The organism is Candidatus Omnitrophota bacterium (assembly GCA_025453395.1).
Taxonomy (GTDB): Bacteria; Omnitrophota; Gorgyraeia; order Gygaellales; family Profunditerraquicolaceae; genus JAlOQK01.
Window position 1 is genome coordinate 64842 of sequence record JALOQK010000004.1, and the last position, 14748, is coordinate 79589.

The following is a 14748-nucleotide window of genomic DNA, read 5'->3' on the forward strand; positions in this document are numbered from 1 at the left end:
AAACTTAAGATCCTGCGCCGGTTAAATACCTGAAAGCGGATAATACCGCTTTCGCGCCTTCTCCGGCGGCGATGATTATCTGTTTTTCCGCAACATCGGTAACATCCCCTGCGGCAAAAATACCCGGGACGCTTGTCTTATTAAATCTATCCACTTTTATTTCGCCAAGGCTGTTTTTATCCACGCAATTGATAAAATCAGAATTGGGCAATAAACCTATTTCAACAAATACCCCTTCTGCCGGGATATCTCGAACAATTCCGCTATTATTGATTCTTACAGAATTCACAAATTTATCCCCCATAATTTCAATGACCTTTGAATTATTAAGCACTTCTGCGTTCTTTTCTTTCTGCAAAGCCTCTAACATTATAGCATCGCCGGTTATTTTTTCACCTGAATTTACGATATAAACCTTGCTGGCAATCCTAACTAGCTGCAAGGCGGCATCAAGCGCTGAATTTCCTGCGCCTATAACAGCAACAGGCTTGCCTTTAAAGATCGGGCCGTCGCATGTAGCGCAATAAGTTAAGCCTTTGTTCTTGAATTGTTCTTCACCGGGCACGTTAAGAGAACGAGACTTTTTACCCGACGCGATGATCAAACACCGCGCCTTATAAACACCTTTAACCGTAGAAACGCGGATCATATTATCTACGGCTTCTACTGAAATTACATACTCTCTTTCATGAACAGGTATTTTATAAGCTCGCATATGCTCTTCAAACTTAAGAGCTAATTCGGGGCCGCTTATAAATTGATAGCCGGTATAATTCTGAATATCGCCGCTTGTGGAAGCCTGCCCTCCGATATCCAAGGTTAAGACAAGCATGTTCATTGCCTTTCTTGCGGCATAAACTGCGGCGGTAATCCCGGCGGGCCCGGCGCCAATAATAATCAAATCATACATTGTTTATTTCATTCCCAGGGCTTGTTTTATTTTATCTTTGTCAAAGCCAACGATAATTTCTCCTTCAATATCCACAACCGGCACTCCCATTTGAGAAGACTTGCTCATCATTTCCTCTGCGGCTACTTGGTCCAAGGCGACATCTTTATTCTCAAAGATAAGGTTATTCTCTTTCAAGAATTCTTTAAGGCGGATGCAAAAAGAACAAGTGGAAGTGCTGTAAACTGTAATTTTCTTAGGCATTTTTCTCTCCTGTGCGCGCCTCAAGCCTTAAGCTTAAGAGGGGCTAAATCCACAACCTGGTCAATTTTGACTAAAATAAAATAGGCTGGCGCGGGAAGGCTGGCTTCAGGATGATGCTTTAAAGGTTTATCCGCGCCAATATTTTTGATAAGCCTTGCGGCGATACGGCTGGTAATCCTAGTCTCCCAAATCTCTAAAAGATCTTTGCTGGCTTCCGCTATATGGACGATCTGGGCATAGCCTTTTAAACAAAAACCCTTGAAATTGTGCTCATCCACCATTGTTAGGCTGACGCAGGGGTTTGCCTTAAGATTAGAAAAGCTTTCGCGCTTGTATAAATCCAAAAGGTATATATCATCGTTACTGCCGATTCGAACAATTCCCTTACAGGCGCTATGCGGCCTTCCTTTTTTGTCAATGGTAGACAAAATAACAAACCCCTGCTGACTTAAGAAATCACGTACAGATTCAGAAATTATGGGCATTTATATCTTCTCAAACATGTCTTTACCCACGCCGCATTCCGGACAGACCCAATCACCGGGCAGGGACTCAAAAGAAGTTCCCGGGGCTACTCCATTATCCAGATCCCCAACAGCAGGGTCATAGATGTACCCGCAAACAGTGCACTTGTATTTGCTCATATTCACGATCCTCTCTGATACTACTTCTTATTTTTCTTTGCTTTCTTTTTCCCCTTACATTTTCCGCAAGACATTTTTCACCTCCTTTGCGAATTGTATTGCAGCTTCATAACATGATTTTATTTCTTCTTGGCTGGGAGTAAACTTAACCGAAAAACTCTCTACGGGAAGATTAACCCCAAAAGATTTTAATTTATTTTCTATGCTTTCTACCGCGCCCCCTGCCCAGCCATAAGAACCAAAACAAAAACCAAGCCTTTCCCTGGGGGCAAAACCTTTTAATAATTCTAAAAATCCTGCCATGTTGGCCAACATATCGTTATCATGCGTGGAAGAGCCTATGACAAAACCCTTGGCATCGAGCATCTCTTTGATGATCTGGGTGCGGCTAGAAGCATTTAAATCAAAAAGTTTTACCTCTATGCCAGAATCCATAAGCGCTCCGGCAATCACAGAAGCCAATTTCGCGGTATTTCCCCACATGGTCTCATAAACAATGACTACTTTTTCTTTACTGCTATTCTTGCCCCAATAAAGATAGGAATTAATGATCTTGGCTGGGTCTTTACGCCAGATAACTCCGTGGCTGGGGGCAATCATTTCAATAGGGATGCCTGATTTTAATACCTGCTCTATCTTTCTTACTACTAAAGAACTCAAAGGCCAAAGTATATTCCCATAATACTTGGCTGCCTCATCCATCAGCGCGCAATTGTCTACAGTATCGTCAAACCTGCCTGATGTTGCCAAATGCTGGCCAAAGGCATCATTGGGAAAAAGGATTTTTTCTTCGGGACAATAGCTAAACATGCTGTCTGGCCAATGCAGCATGGGCGCTTCGATAAAAGACAAACTTCTCTTCCCTAATTTTAAGACCTCGCCTGTGCGCACTACCTGGAAATCTGGTTTGATAAAATAATATTTTTCTAATCCCTCTTTACATTTAAAGCTTCCATATAGTTTTGCTTTTGGGGCAAGCTTTAAAAGCTCCGGAAGCGATCCTGTATGGTCAGGCTCCAGATGATTAACCACAATATAATCTATTTTCTCCAAGGGCACAATACCTCTTATATTATCAAATAATCCCTGGGAGAAATCTTTATGCACTGCATCAATAAGCGTTACCTTATCATCGATAATCAGATAGGCGTTATAGGTTGTACCGCGTTCTGTGGCATAGGTATGCCCATGAAAATTACGCACATTCCAATCAATAGCCCCCACCCAAAAGATATTTTCTTTTAATCTTATGTTTTCCATAAAAGTATCCTTATACATTCACGTCCAAAGAACTTTCCCAAACCCCATGTATATTACAATAACTTTCCGCGATAATAGTGCCGGACTTCTCGGTTTTAAAAGAGAAATTCACTACCGGAGAGGTAAATATCGTGCTTGTATTGGGGCCTTGCGCTGATGAACCATGAGACGCGAAGTCTATTTTTATTATTTGATAAGCAAATTTTTCATCTTTGGGTAAGAAGTAAACGTTAATCCAGGCAATGTGATGCTCGGTGGTATTGGGGTGGGCAATTTCTTTACCGACGCTTACTATAACATCAATAGAAGCGCCCTTAGCAACATTGGATTTCAATTCAATTACCGGGACATGCTTTTCTTTTTTCCAATCAGCAGACTGAATAATATCTTTCATCGTATTCATATTCCCTCCTTTTAATAACCAATGAATTTCTCGGTCTTAATGTTAGTTTGCGGGCAGTTTATCCCTTGGGCTAAAACCTGCATTGCCTCTACCATCTTTGGCGGCCCAAAGATAAAAATTACCCTTTCTTGGGCATCACAGATATTAGCAGAAAGAAGCTCTTTGTTAATGCCTCCATAAAAACAGTTTTTATCTTTAGGCGCACATTCGGTTACAGTATAATAAACTTTCAAGGATTTATTGATTTCCATCCAATCATCCAGCTGTTTCTTAAAAGCTATTTCTTCTTCATTGCGGTTAGAATAAAAAACGGATATATCGCTTTGGATCTTGTTGCTTAAGACATACTCCAACATGGAAATAACAGGTGTAATCCCTATGCCGCCGACCAAGAAACTGACCTTTTTAAATTGCTTCTCAAAAACACATGACCCCAAAGGGCCCTGAACAGACACGGAATCATCTTTATTAAGGCCTAAAAGCTTATTTGAGAAACTGGACGCGCTTATCCTCTTGGTAACTTCGATATACCCTTTATCTGTACCGCAGGACAAAGAAAGATATTTATTCAATTCTTTGTTACCAGGATTATGCTCATCAAAGATAAGGCGCATAAATTGACCAGGAAGAAAATCAACTCTTTCTTGCGGGAAGAAACGGAAACTGATCACAGTCGGGGTCCTTGGAATTTTTTCTATAAATTTCATCCGGAAATCTTTCATGCTAAAAATTCCCCTTAAGCGTTGCGTCTTCAAGGCGATTAATTTCTTCTTTTAATAAATCCGGCAGCGCCAAGACATCTACATCCATAAAGCCCCGCACAATAATTGACTGCGCCTGGTCTTCTGTAAACCCGCGGGCGCACAAATACTCAATCTCCTCTTTATTAATCTTGCCGATTGCCGCCTCGTGCGACATATCCACATCGCGGTAATCCGATTCCATTTCCGGGATGGCATGGATTGTGCCTTTCTCGGATAAAATCAATCCCCGGCATTCCAAATGCGCCTTAACCTGCTGGCTTTCTGCCTTGATATGCCCGCGAGCTATTACCTTGCCGCCTGTGGATACCGCGCGAGAAACAATTTCCGCTTGGGTATTCTTAGCCTTCAAAATAACCCGGGAGCCGATATCTTGGAATGAGCCCGGGGAAGACAATATAAGCGAATTAAAACTTGCCCGGGAGTCCCCGCCGGATAAGACTGCGGTTGGATACATAGTAATTTCCTTCACCGGCCTTAAACAGACATAATTAGAAACGAAGGTGGCACCCTCTTCTACCACAGCAATGCTCATAGGTTTTACTGAAACATCCTCTTTCCATGAGTGGATCATGGTAAAATTAAGATACGCGCCTTTCTTGACAAAGAATTCCGAGATCCCTAAATGAAAACCTTCATTGGCAGATTTTGAAGCGGAGCATCCGGTAATAAGATATACCCGAGCGCCCTCCTCTACAATAATCAAATTGTGCACTTTTTGTTTAAAGCCCTGGGCTTTTAAAAAAAGGCACGCCTGCACCGGAAGTTGTACTTGAGCGCCTTTTCTGATCCTGATAAAATAACCACCCTGAGTATCAAGGGGGAATTCCCGGCCCATCATCCGGAAATTCGCTCCGTAATAATCTTTTACTTCCGGATATTGGGCAAGCGCCTCTTCAATGCTTAATACCTCGACCCCCTCTTGCAGGCTGTGAGAAAAATGCACCTGGGTATCTTCTTGGATAAAAGTCCCGGAACGGGTCTCTTGAGAGAAATCAATCCCGGAAGAAGACATCGCCTTCTGGTCGTCAGCATTAAACTTATTCAACTCTTTGGATTTCATGGCAAATTTTGCATTTTTCATAACCTTTGGAACGTATATCACTAAACATCTTTTTAGGATCCCCCACGCACCAAAGTTTTCCGTTAATCATCATACAGCCTTTTTTCGCATTAATGTAGTCAAGAATATACCCGGTATGGGTGATAATAAGCGCGGATTTACCTTCGCGCGACAAGAATTCTTTTAAAGCATCCCCCATAACCGAAATATTTTCTAAATCAACTCCGGATTCCGGCTCGTCCAATAAAATCATCTGCGGGTCCTGCAAAAGAAGCTGGAATAATTCCGAACGCTTCATTTCTCCTCCGGAGAAATCCAGATTAATATCGCGTTTGAGGTGGCTAGTAAGCGATAATCTTTCTGCGCATGAAGAGATCTGCTCTTTATCCCGGCTTAAGAAACCCGCCATCTGCTCGAGTTTTACCCCCCTTATCTTAGGAGGGTTTTGATACATAATCCCCAGCCCAAGCTTGACCCTTTGCTCAATAGTAAGCGAATTGATATCCTTGCCATTGATTAATATCTGTCCGCGGGTTACGCGATAACCGCTAAAACCCATGATTGCTTTTACTAAAGTGGATTTTCCGCTGCCGTTGGGGCCGAATAAAATAGCCACTTCACCGGGCTTGATTTCTAATTCTATCCCCTTTAATATCTGCTTATCCTGAGTTTCTACCGAAAGGTCTTTAATATCTAGAAACATCTTCTTTTTTCCCTGCTTGCGATAATGATATTATTATATACCAAAATCCTTAACCCCATGCAAACTTTATTTAACGCCTAAAATATCCGCCAAATCTTTTTCCGCAGTAGTAACCAGCTTCAAATTATACTTATCTTGAAGCAATTTCAGAACATTCGCGTTTAAGAATGCCGGAGCGCTGGGGCCAATGCGGATATTTTGGATACCTAAATAAAGCAGGCTTAAAAGTATCGCTACTGCCTTTTGTTCATACCAGGAAAGCACCATTGACAATGGCAATTGGTTCACCGAACAATTAAAAGCCTTAGATAAAGCAAGCGCTACCTGCACCGCAGAATAGGCATTATTACATTGCCCGATGTCAATTAAGCGCGGAACCCCCTCAATATCACCAAAATCAAGTTTATTGAAACGATATTTCCCGCAGGCCAAAGTTAAAATTATACAATCCTTGGGAACTTTCTGCGCGAATTCTGTGTAATAGTTTCTCCCCGGCTTGGCTCCGTCGCAACCACCGACTAAGAAGAAATGTTTTATTTTCCCGGATTTAACTAATCCCACGATTTTATCTGCAAGGCCTAATATCGCGGTATGGTGAAACCCCGTTTGTATGTTTTTCCCGGCAACTTCAGGAATACTGCCTAATTCTAATGCCTTTTTAATCACAACAGAAAAATCTTTACGTTCTACATGCTTGGCACCCGCCATACCCACGATGCCGGAAGTAAAAAGCCTATCCAGGTATGTGCCAGAAGGCGGAATCTGGATACAGTTAGTTGTAACCAAAATTGCTCCGCCAAATTCATTAAATTCTTTTTTCTGTTCTTGCCAGGCGCCTCCAAAATTCCCCACAAGATGCTTAAACTGTTTTAATTTGGGATAACCATGCGCCGGCAACATCTCGCCATGGGTATAAATATTGACCCCTTTGCCTTCGGTTTGTTTTAAAAGTTCATAAAGATCCGGCAGGTCGTGCCCCGTTATCAAAATACCCGGGCCTTTTTTAGTCCCGGTATAGACATTCGTTGGCACGGGATTACCGAAATTATCGGTATTTGCCTTATCTAATAATTCCATGGCCTTGAAATTAATTTTCCCGCATTCTAAAACTAGAGCCAGATAATCATTCAGATCGAAATTAACATTGGTTAAGGTGGTAAAAAGCGCGCGGTGCATAAAACCATCAACTTCATCGTCTTTAAAACCCATTTCTCTGGCATGATACGCGTAAGCTGCCACGCCTTTTAAGCCAAATATTAAGGTATCCTGCAAACTTTGAATATCTTCATTCTTGCCGCATACACCTTGCTTTGTGCAACCTGTTCCAAGAGCAGTTTGTTCACATTGATAACAAAACATAACCCTATCCTCCTTTTAACTGTTTATACTTTTTTTATCCTACCCATTAATTTCCCCTTATTAATTGGGACAATCTAATGCCTTTGAGCTGCCGCCTGACATAAGATTCTATTTCCTGGATTTTCTTGCGCACAAAACAAGTCTTAGTGTTTGGGCAAGGCATTTTCTTGAAGCTGCATTCATTTAACCTAAAGGGCCCTTGAAAAACACACATCAACTTTTCTAAGGTAATATTTCTCGCGCCTGGCGTTAATTTAAACCCCCCACCTGGGCCTTTTATAGAACCAAGAAGGCCATTTCTGCATAAAACCTGGGTGATCTTTCTTAAAAATGGCCGCGGGATCCCTAGATTCTTTACCAATTCTGATACAGGAATAATCTTTTTAGAATGACGCTGTATATATATAAGAGACCTTAATGCATAATCTGTATCGCGAGTAATTAGTTTCATCTATAATCTTTCGGTTATATAGCTTTAAAAGAAGCGGGCAGTTTTACGTCGTGCCCAGGACATGTTACTACAGCCCTCTTTGCAGTGCGCTACCGGTCTAAGCATATACTTAATAGTCACATTCATCTGGCACCTCCCTCTGGATAAATGATACCACAATAGTATCATTTGTCAAGAAAAAAACTTTTATCTTAACTTCTTCTCGAATTCCTGCGGGACTTTATAGCCGTAGATCTTGGCCTTTTCGCAAGCCAGCCTTGCGCGGGGCAAATCTTTTTCTTGCAGATATGCGATCGCCAGATTAAAATGAAGCACTGGATAAAACGGTTTAATGCGTAATGCCCCCTGCAAAACACTTATCGCCTCTTTCCCCTTATGCATGCTATTGTAAACATTAGCCAGATTATTATAACCCTGGATATACTCTGGATTAGTTTCTATGGCTTTCTTAAAACAGTTAACAGCCTCTTCTTTGTTATTTAAATCAAAATAGATAGCGCCCAATTGATTGTACCCTTCAGCAAATTTAGGATTTTGTTTTAAGGCTTGACGCAACACTGCAATAGCCTGATCAGGCTTTTTATTGGTAGAATAAAAATTTGCCAAGTCCAAATAAACACTATCCTGTAAAGGGTTGATATCTATAGATCTCTTATACGCGGCTTGCGCGTTTATGAAATCACCCGATGCTTCATAGGCTTTACCTAAAACTGCCCAGGCATTAAACAGGCCGGGGTCCAGCTTAATTGCCTGCTTTAAAGAGGCCACGGCTTTCTGCGCCTGACCAACCTTAAGCTGTATTTGGCCCAAACTCAAATAAACCTGCGGCTGATTGCTTACGGCAAGTTTAGCTGAAGCCTCCAATAAAGATACAGCCTGACTATGGAACCCCTGCCGGCTATAAACTAAAGCCAAGTTATTGCGCGCATCGGCGTAGCTAGAATTAATACGCAGAGATTTCTGAAATTCCTCTATCGCGCGTTTTACATTGCCTTGGCGCAAACAGATTACCCCGTAATTATTAAGCGCGCGGGGGCTTAGCGGAGAAGTTTCCAAGGTGCGCGTCCAGAATATTTCTTCGCTTTTCCAGTCAGTATTCCTGATTGCGGTGCGCATTAATAAAACAACCAAAACCAGGATAAAAAAGCCTAAAATATACGGACGCTTTGATTCTTTACCCTCCAATAAGCGCGCGTAAAGGCAGGCAAAGAAAATAGAAAATGCCAACAACGGGAAATAAACATAACGTTCCGCGACAACCGAAGAAACCGGTATATGGCTATAAGTAAAGGAAAGAAAAATTATGAATATGCTCAAGGCAAAGAATAACCGCCTGGATCTTTTCCATAGCACCCAGAGAACAAATAAAAAACCAAAGGCAAATAAATACTTAAAATGCAAAATGAATTTAGGGATAAATACCGGCTCATGATAAAGAGTAAGGACTCTTGGCCAAACTAATAGCCATAAATGAGCGAAAAACGAATAAACGAAATAGACAAGCGGATTATGCACCACAAGAACGCTTCCTGTGGTTTCCTTTGCCACAAAAGTAATCCTGTCAGCAATGAATTCTCTGGCCAAAAATATCCTTAAAGCCACGATCAAAACAAACACTATCCACCATCTCCATCTTTCCCTATAATCCCTAAAACATATATCCCAAATCGCGATAAAGAACGGGAAAAGCGCATAAAAAGAAAAGCTGTCCAGCAAGAAATAAGTATAAAACAGAACACATAAAATATAAGTTTTTATTGCGCTGGCTTTCTTGCCTTGCCCAAGAAAAGACATAGACCTCTCGTACAAGAAGAAACTACCCAGCAAAAATATGGTCATGATTATGTATGGCCTTCCGGATATCCAAGCCACAGCTTCGCAATGCGCTGGGTGCACAGCAAAAAGGCTTGCGGCAAAAAGGCTTGGGTATAGGCCAAATAAATAGCGCAAAAATAAGAAAACCATAACTGTGGCGATAATATGAAAAACAATGCTGGTCAAGTGATAGGGAAGCGGGTTTTGTTTGAAGAAGAAATAGGTCAAGGTATGCATGGCCTGCTGGGGATTATGCCAAGCCTGCCCAAGCTCATTTATATTAGGAGAATGGTCAATGAGGACTGTCACATCATCAGAGATAAAGCCATTAAACAGCGTATTGGCATAAGCCAACACGCACAAAATCCCTAAAAGAGTAACCGCTCTTTTTAAATTAAACATTTTTCAAGAAAGCTTATTCGTTGAATATCCCCTTTATTATACCATTACAATAAGAACAGCGTCCGGAACTTATTTTGTTTTCTTCTACGCTAAAGCCATGCCTGAGGATAAGTTTCTTGCCGCATGAAGGGCAAAAAGTATCTTCTCTTATCCCGCGCAGATTGCCAACATACACATACCGCAATAAAGCATCTTTCCCGATTTTATAGGCTTTTTCCAAAGAATCTAAATCTGTTGGAGGAAGATGCGATAATTTATAGTCAGGATGAAAAGCGGATATATGCCATGGCATATCCTTGTCTACACCGGATAAAAAATCAGCAATGCCTTTTAATTGCTCCGGCGAATCGTTTTGTTTTGGAATAAGCAAAGTTGTAACCTCAACCCAAATGCCTATTTCGTGCATAAAGCGGATAGAATCCAAAACTGGCTTCAGGCGCGCGCCACAAATCTTCTGGTAAAAAGAATCATCAAAAAATTTCAAATCAACATTAGCTGCATCTAGAAACCCCCGCGCCAGCTCTAAACAATCCCTGCTCATAAACCCGTTGGTGACAAAAAGATTATACAGCCCCTTTTTCTTAGCCAGCTTCATTATCTCTAAAGCGTACTCAAAGAAAATCGTAGGTTCAGTATAGGTATAAGAGATACTCCGGCATTCATGCTGAAGAGCCAGATCCACTATTTCACCGGGGGAAAGTTTCTTAGCTGTGGCAGGATCATTTGAATCGCGAAAATTAATCTGCGAAATCTGCCAGTTCTGGCAGAATGAACACTTAAAATTACACCCCATGGTAGCCACAGAAAAGGTCTGGGATCCGGGTAAAAAATGGAATAGGGGCTTTTTTTCCACCGGATCCACATTGGCAGCAACCACTTGATCATAGGCAAAGGTATAAAGCACGCCGGAATTATTCTGACGCATGCCGCAGATACCAAAATCTGCATCCGCGATACGGCAGTTATGGGCGCAAAGAAAACAATGCACATTATTGGAGTCTAATCTCTCATAAAGAATTGCTTCTTTTTTCATATTTTTATCCGCGATAACGACTCTTGATCAATAGGATACACCAAGGCTTTTTCTTCTTTGCCATTAGCAACCTTTTGAAACATAATTTCTGTTTTCTTGCTCTTATCAATATCCGAATAGCGCGCCACAACAGAACAGGAAAGAGAAATCAGATTATCATCCATACCGCCGCTGCCAACGGCAGTTGGCCCGGCGGTATCCTCATCCACATAAAAAAGAAAATCTCCCGGGCGGGCCATCTTTTCTAAAGCCAGGTTCTCCTGCTGGTTTCTGCCTACGACTAACTTTGTATGGTTATTCAAGCGAAAATGCCTGCCTAATTTTAAAAGCTGAACATTTTTAGATTTAAGCTGTTTATGCGCTATTAAATCTTTGAGGCGCCGGGAAAAATCAGGATCAGTTAATAAACATCCCCCTGCTGGCTGGGCATAATCTTTGATCTTAAAATACTCTGCCAATTCCATTTGCGCCTTGCGGCTTCTGCCGTTTATGGAAAAAAGTTTTTCGCGCATGACCCATCCTTTTTCCTCAGGCAGTGTGACTGGCAATAATTTAGCGCAAAGCGGGCGCAAAATCAAACGCTCTAACCCGGCCTTGCCCGGAATAAAATTTATCGCCTGCTTATTTTGAGACATCGGACGCTGCGATAAGACTTCCCCGGTGACCAGAAAATCAGCCTGCCCGGCCTTAAGAAGCTGTCCTGCTTTCTTAAGCATTAATATCTTACAATCAATACAAGGATTCATATTAGAACCAAACCCATGCTGCGGGTAACGCATCATTTCTAAGAATTCTTCCTGTATATCAATCTCTTCCAAAATCCTGCCTAATTTTTGCTTAACAACCAAGGCAGTCTTGTCAAAAGTATCTTTTGATTTCTTGGCGCTTAAGAAAGGAATAATAAATTTGACTGGAAAGACATCTATCCCCTGCTCTTTTACTACGCAAGAAGCAAGGATACTGTCTAGACCGCCAGAGATAAGCGCGATCGCCCTTTTCATTATCGGATAATAATATTTAAAGTTATGCCTACGATGAAACTTGCGGAGAGCATTATAAAAGTAGCTTTGATTAAAGCCTTTATCCCCAATTCCTTCCACAAAACCATGAAAGTGGCCATACAAGGAAAAGACATCGCAAGTATAGTTGAAGAAATCAAAAGTTGCTTTGCGGAAAGCCCAAGCGGCATCAATAACCCGGCGGCGACATCTTTTCTAAAGAAACCGAATAAAAGCGCCACCACCGCTTTTTGGGGAAGGCCGAATAATCCTTCAATAACCCAAGCAAAAATATGCTCCAAAAAATCGAACAGGTGATAGTAAATAGCCAAGTTTAAAATCAATACCCCGGCAAAAACAAGCGGCAGCGCTTCTATAATAAAAACTTTAACCCTAAAGAAAAGTTTCTTTAAAAGAAGCAGAAGCGGAGGAAAACGGTACGGCGGGATTTCTAATAGAAATTCCGGGCTGTAACCTTTAAGAATACGGTTTAAGAACGCGCCGATTATTAGAATAACCACAAATAATATAAGGTAAACTCCTACCACATACTTTAACCCATAAGAACCCAATAAAGCAAAGATCATCGCCTGAAGCGGGACACACGGAATCCCGATAGAAATAAGAGTGGCGGCAATGAACCTTTCGCGTTTTGATTCCAGAACTCTTGTTGCCAGGATCCCTGGGACATTGCAACCAAAGCCTAAAAGCACCGGAATAATCGCAAAACCATGCAGGCCCAAACGATGCAATAGATTATCCAATAATATCGCCAAACGCGGCAGGTATCCCGTGTCTTCAAGAATACTTAAAACAAAATAGAAAGAAACAATGTAGGGCAAAACCATGGCAAATTCAATATAGGGCGCGGTAGTCAAAAGTCCGAATGACTGCTTAAAATCAATAACACCGCCGATCATATCCCCGATAAGCAGATGATCCATTAAGCTGCCAGGCAAGATGAAAGTATGGATTTTTTCCACAACCGGCATATATAAATTATGGAAAACCGGATCCGCGACATAATTAATCAAACCCTCGCCTAAGAAACGCACTGCTTTAAAAGAAAGAAAAATAACTCCAAGCGATATCAATGCTCCGCTAAAGGGGCGCACAGAGGCATCTTCCAAAAGCTCTCTTAGGGTATGATGACGATGGGTAAGCTTCTGCACAGCCTCAATGATACGGCCGATTTCCTGCCAACGCTGTTGGCTCTCAAGTTTAACCCGGCTGTTTGACCTTGCCTGCTCTATCCGGCTTATAAGAAATTTAATCCCCGCCCCTGTTACCGCGCAAGTAGAAATAACTGGAACCTTCAGCATTTCTTCAAGCTTCTTAACATCAATCTCTATGCCGCGATGCGCTGTATCATCGCACATATTCAGGCAGACAATCACCTGATATCCTGCTTCAATGAGTTGCAAGGTTAAAAATAAATTCCTCTCCAGATTAGTAGCATCAACAATATTAATCACCACGCTTTTATCAGCAGGATACTCCATAAGCATATTAACTGCTGCTTCTTCCGCTTCTGAAGAAGGCTCTAAAGAGTACGTTCCGGGTAAATCAATTACCTCAAACTTTTCCTGCCTTAATAAAAGATAACCCTTGCTAAAACCTACTGTAGTCCCCGGGTAATTAGCGGAAATAACCTGCACCCCGGTCAAACGCGAGAAAACAACGCTTTTGCCGACATTGGGGTTGCCGATTAAAAATATTTTTTCTATCATGCAAGCTCCACAATGATTTTTGCTGCCACCCCATAGCCTATGGCTAAAGTTGACCTGCCGCATTTAATCGTAACCGGGCCGCGCATAGCAAAATGGTTAAGCTTGGTTACGGTGGTGCCGGGATAAATACCCATACTCATCAAACGGCTGGCTAAATTACTCCCACCTGATATTTCCAAGATACGCGCTTTCTGATTTTCCTTAAGATGGGCCAAAGAGATCTTTTTCATTAATGCGCGTGGGTTTTAGAAATGAGGATAAAGGCTATTCCGAGAATAAAGAATACCATGGACAAGGCACTCTTCTTAATATCCGGCTGTTTGTGCAGCTCCGGAATTAGGTCGCATGCGGCGATATAAATAAAACCTCCGGCAGTAAAAGCCAAAAGGCCCGGAGAGAAATTTTGCGCTTGTGTGGCGATAAAATATCCGCAAACTGTCCCAATAACACAAGTCAAAGCACTTAAGAAATTAAACATAAGCGCTTTTATCTTAGTCATCCCGCCATAAATCAAAACTCCAAAATCTCCTATTTCCTGGGGGATCTCATGCAGAATAATAACCAATGTGGTAACTATCCCGAATTTAATACTCACCAAAAAGCTTGCCCCAATAACCAAACCATCAACAAAATTATGGATGCCGTCTCCGATTAAGTTAAGATAAGTGAAAGCGTGGATGCTACAGACTCCGTCATGGCAGTGCCGCCAATGGAAATACCTTTCTAAGATAAAAAATACCACAAACCCAAAAAGTAAATAATAGTAAGGCATATTGGTCGTGAATTCTTCCAGGGCTTCGGGCAAAAGATGCAACAGGGCTGCCCCCATTAAGCTGCCTGCTGAAAAAGCAATCAAGAGAAAAAGAATCTTATTCAGCCACTTCTCTTTAAGAAGAAGCGCAAATATCCCGATAAGAGAAATAAGGCTTACCACCGCACTTGCGCCAAGCGCCCAGAATAAATTCATCATTTT

Annotated in this window: 17 protein-coding genes; all 17 read right to left on the reverse strand. The window is 41.7% G+C overall.

Going from position 1 to position 14748, the window contains the following annotated elements; genetic code table 11:
* Positions 1-4 precede the first annotated feature (4 nt).
* The 17 genes from MUF05_05325 to MUF05_05405 all read right to left on the reverse strand — a co-directional run bounded on the left by MUF05_05325 (position 5) and on the right by MUF05_05405 (position 14745).
* A complete protein-coding gene (locus MUF05_05325; protein ID MCU0666493.1) occupies positions 5-910 on the reverse strand; it encodes an FAD-dependent oxidoreductase in 906 nt (301 codons plus the stop codon).
* A gap of 3 nt (positions 911-913) precedes the next feature.
* Positions 914-1153, reverse strand: coding sequence for an NrdH-redoxin (locus MUF05_05330; GenBank protein MCU0666494.1), 240 nt, complete (start codon positions 1151-1153; stop codon positions 914-916).
* Between the two features lie 20 nt (positions 1154-1173).
* Positions 1174-1638, reverse strand: a complete 465-nt coding sequence (locus tag MUF05_05335) for a pyridoxamine 5'-phosphate oxidase family protein (protein MCU0666495.1) — start codon at positions 1636-1638, stop codon at positions 1174-1176.
* The gene (locus tag MUF05_05340; GenBank protein ID MCU0666496.1) at positions 1639-1797 is read right to left on the reverse strand and encodes a rubredoxin; all 159 of its coding nucleotides are present in this window, start codon (positions 1795-1797) and stop codon (positions 1639-1641) included.
* A gap of 54 nt (positions 1798-1851) precedes the next feature.
* On the reverse strand, positions 1852-3057 hold the full coding sequence (locus MUF05_05345; GenBank protein ID MCU0666497.1) for an FprA family A-type flavoprotein: 1206 nt from the start codon (positions 3055-3057) through the stop codon (positions 1852-1854).
* Between the two features lie 10 nt (positions 3058-3067).
* The gene (locus MUF05_05350) at positions 3068-3451 is read right to left on the reverse strand and encodes a class II SORL domain-containing protein (GenBank protein MCU0666498.1); all 384 of its coding nucleotides are present in this window, start codon (positions 3449-3451) and stop codon (positions 3068-3070) included.
* Positions 3452-3471: 20 nt separating this feature from the next.
* Positions 3472-4182 carry an FAD-binding oxidoreductase gene (locus tag MUF05_05355; protein MCU0666499.1) on the reverse strand — a complete coding sequence of 237 codons (711 nt, stop codon included), beginning with the start codon at positions 4180-4182 and terminating at the stop codon, positions 3472-3474.
* Between the two features lies 1 nt (position 4183).
* A complete protein-coding gene (locus MUF05_05360; GenBank protein MCU0666500.1) occupies positions 4184-5305 on the reverse strand; it encodes a SufD family Fe-S cluster assembly protein in 1122 nt (373 codons plus the stop codon).
* Positions 5262-5987 (reverse strand): ATP-binding cassette domain-containing protein, encoded by a 726-nt coding sequence (locus MUF05_05365; GenBank protein MCU0666501.1) that lies wholly within the window; start codon positions 5985-5987, stop codon positions 5262-5264. The genes MUF05_05360 and MUF05_05365 overlap by 44 nt, the downstream gene beginning before the upstream one ends.
* Positions 5988-6053: 66 nt before the next feature.
* Positions 6054-7346 carry a hydroxylamine reductase gene (gene hcp / locus MUF05_05370; protein ID MCU0666502.1) on the reverse strand — a complete coding sequence of 431 codons (1293 nt, stop codon included), beginning with the start codon at positions 7344-7346 and terminating at the stop codon, positions 6054-6056.
* Positions 7347-7392: 46 nt separating this feature from the next.
* Positions 7393-7797 carry an Rrf2 family transcriptional regulator gene (locus MUF05_05375; protein MCU0666503.1) on the reverse strand — a complete coding sequence of 135 codons (405 nt, stop codon included), beginning with the start codon at positions 7795-7797 and terminating at the stop codon, positions 7393-7395.
* 186 nt (positions 7798-7983) lie between these two features.
* Positions 7984-10014, reverse strand: coding sequence for a tetratricopeptide repeat protein (locus MUF05_05380; protein ID MCU0666504.1), 2031 nt, complete (start codon positions 10012-10014; stop codon positions 7984-7986).
* Positions 10015-10027: 13 nt separating this feature from the next.
* Positions 10028-11047, reverse strand: coding sequence for an AmmeMemoRadiSam system radical SAM enzyme (gene amrS / locus MUF05_05385; GenBank protein ID MCU0666505.1), 1020 nt, complete (start codon positions 11045-11047; stop codon positions 10028-10030).
* On the reverse strand, positions 11044-12048 hold the full coding sequence (locus MUF05_05390; GenBank protein MCU0666506.1) for a tRNA 4-thiouridine(8) synthase ThiI: 1005 nt from the start codon (positions 12046-12048) through the stop codon (positions 11044-11046). The genes amrS and MUF05_05390 overlap by 4 nt, the downstream gene beginning before the upstream one ends.
* Positions 12048-13775: a ferrous iron transporter B gene (locus MUF05_05395; protein ID MCU0666507.1), complete on the reverse strand. Its 1728-nt coding sequence runs from the start codon at positions 13773-13775 to the stop codon at positions 12048-12050. The genes MUF05_05390 and MUF05_05395 overlap by 1 nt, the downstream gene beginning before the upstream one ends.
* Positions 13772-14005 carry a ferrous iron transport protein A gene (locus tag MUF05_05400; GenBank protein MCU0666508.1) on the reverse strand — a complete coding sequence of 78 codons (234 nt, stop codon included), beginning with the start codon at positions 14003-14005 and terminating at the stop codon, positions 13772-13774. Before MUF05_05400 ends, MUF05_05395 begins: the two co-directional genes overlap by 4 nt.
* Positions 14005-14745 carry a ZIP family metal transporter gene (locus MUF05_05405; protein MCU0666509.1) on the reverse strand — a complete coding sequence of 247 codons (741 nt, stop codon included), beginning with the start codon at positions 14743-14745 and terminating at the stop codon, positions 14005-14007. The genes MUF05_05400 and MUF05_05405 overlap by 1 nt, the downstream gene beginning before the upstream one ends.
* Positions 14746-14748: the final 3 nt, after the last annotated feature.

Excerpts from the sequence above, each read along its gene's own strand:
- MUF05_05380 (MCU0666504.1), bottom strand. The coding sequence starts at position 10,014 with ATGTTTAATTTAAAAAGAGCGGTTACTCTTTTAGGGATTTTGTGCGTG.
- MUF05_05360 (MCU0666500.1), bottom strand. The coding sequence starts at position 5,305 with ATGAAAAATGCAAAATTTGCCATGAAATCCAAAGAGTTGAATAAGTTT.
- MUF05_05355 (MCU0666499.1), bottom strand. The coding sequence starts at position 4,182 with ATGAAAGATTTCCGGATGAAATTTATAGAAAAAATTCCAAGGACCCCG.
- MUF05_05365 (MCU0666501.1), bottom strand. The coding sequence starts at position 5,987 with ATGTTTCTAGATATTAAAGACCTTTCGGTAGAAACTCAGGATAAGCAG.
- MUF05_05325 (MCU0666493.1), bottom strand. The coding sequence starts at position 910 with ATGTATGATTTGATTATTATTGGCGCCGGGCCCGCCGGGATTACCGCC.
- MUF05_05390 (MCU0666506.1), bottom strand. The coding sequence starts at position 12,048 with ATGAAAAGGGCGATCGCGCTTATCTCTGGCGGTCTAGACAGTATCCTT.
- hcp (MCU0666502.1), bottom strand. The coding sequence starts at position 7,346 with ATGTTTTGTTATCAATGTGAACAAACTGCTCTTGGAACAGGTTGCACA.
- MUF05_05345 (MCU0666497.1), bottom strand. The coding sequence starts at position 3,057 with ATGGAAAACATAAGATTAAAAGAAAATATCTTTTGGGTGGGGGCTATT.
- MUF05_05400 (MCU0666508.1), bottom strand. The coding sequence starts at position 14,005 with ATGAAAAAGATCTCTTTGGCCCATCTTAAGGAAAATCAGAAAGCGCGT.
- MUF05_05335 (MCU0666495.1), bottom strand. The coding sequence starts at position 1,638 with ATGCCCATAATTTCTGAATCTGTACGTGATTTCTTAAGTCAGCAGGGG.
- MUF05_05350 (MCU0666498.1), bottom strand. The coding sequence starts at position 3,451 with ATGAAAGATATTATTCAGTCTGCTGATTGGAAAAAAGAAAAGCATGTC.
- MUF05_05330 (MCU0666494.1), bottom strand. The coding sequence starts at position 1,153 with ATGCCTAAGAAAATTACAGTTTACAGCACTTCCACTTGTTCTTTTTGC.
- MUF05_05405 (MCU0666509.1), bottom strand. The coding sequence starts at position 14,745 with ATGATGAATTTATTCTGGGCGCTTGGCGCAAGTGCGGTGGTAAGCCTT.
- MUF05_05340 (MCU0666496.1), bottom strand. The coding sequence starts at position 1,797 with ATGAGCAAATACAAGTGCACTGTTTGCGGGTACATCTATGACCCTGCT.
- MUF05_05395 (MCU0666507.1), bottom strand. The coding sequence starts at position 13,775 with ATGATAGAAAAAATATTTTTAATCGGCAACCCCAATGTCGGCAAAAGC.
- amrS (MCU0666505.1), bottom strand. The coding sequence starts at position 11,047 with ATGAAAAAAGAAGCAATTCTTTATGAGAGATTAGACTCCAATAATGTG.
- MUF05_05375 (MCU0666503.1), bottom strand. The coding sequence starts at position 7,797 with ATGAAACTAATTACTCGCGATACAGATTATGCATTAAGGTCTCTTATA.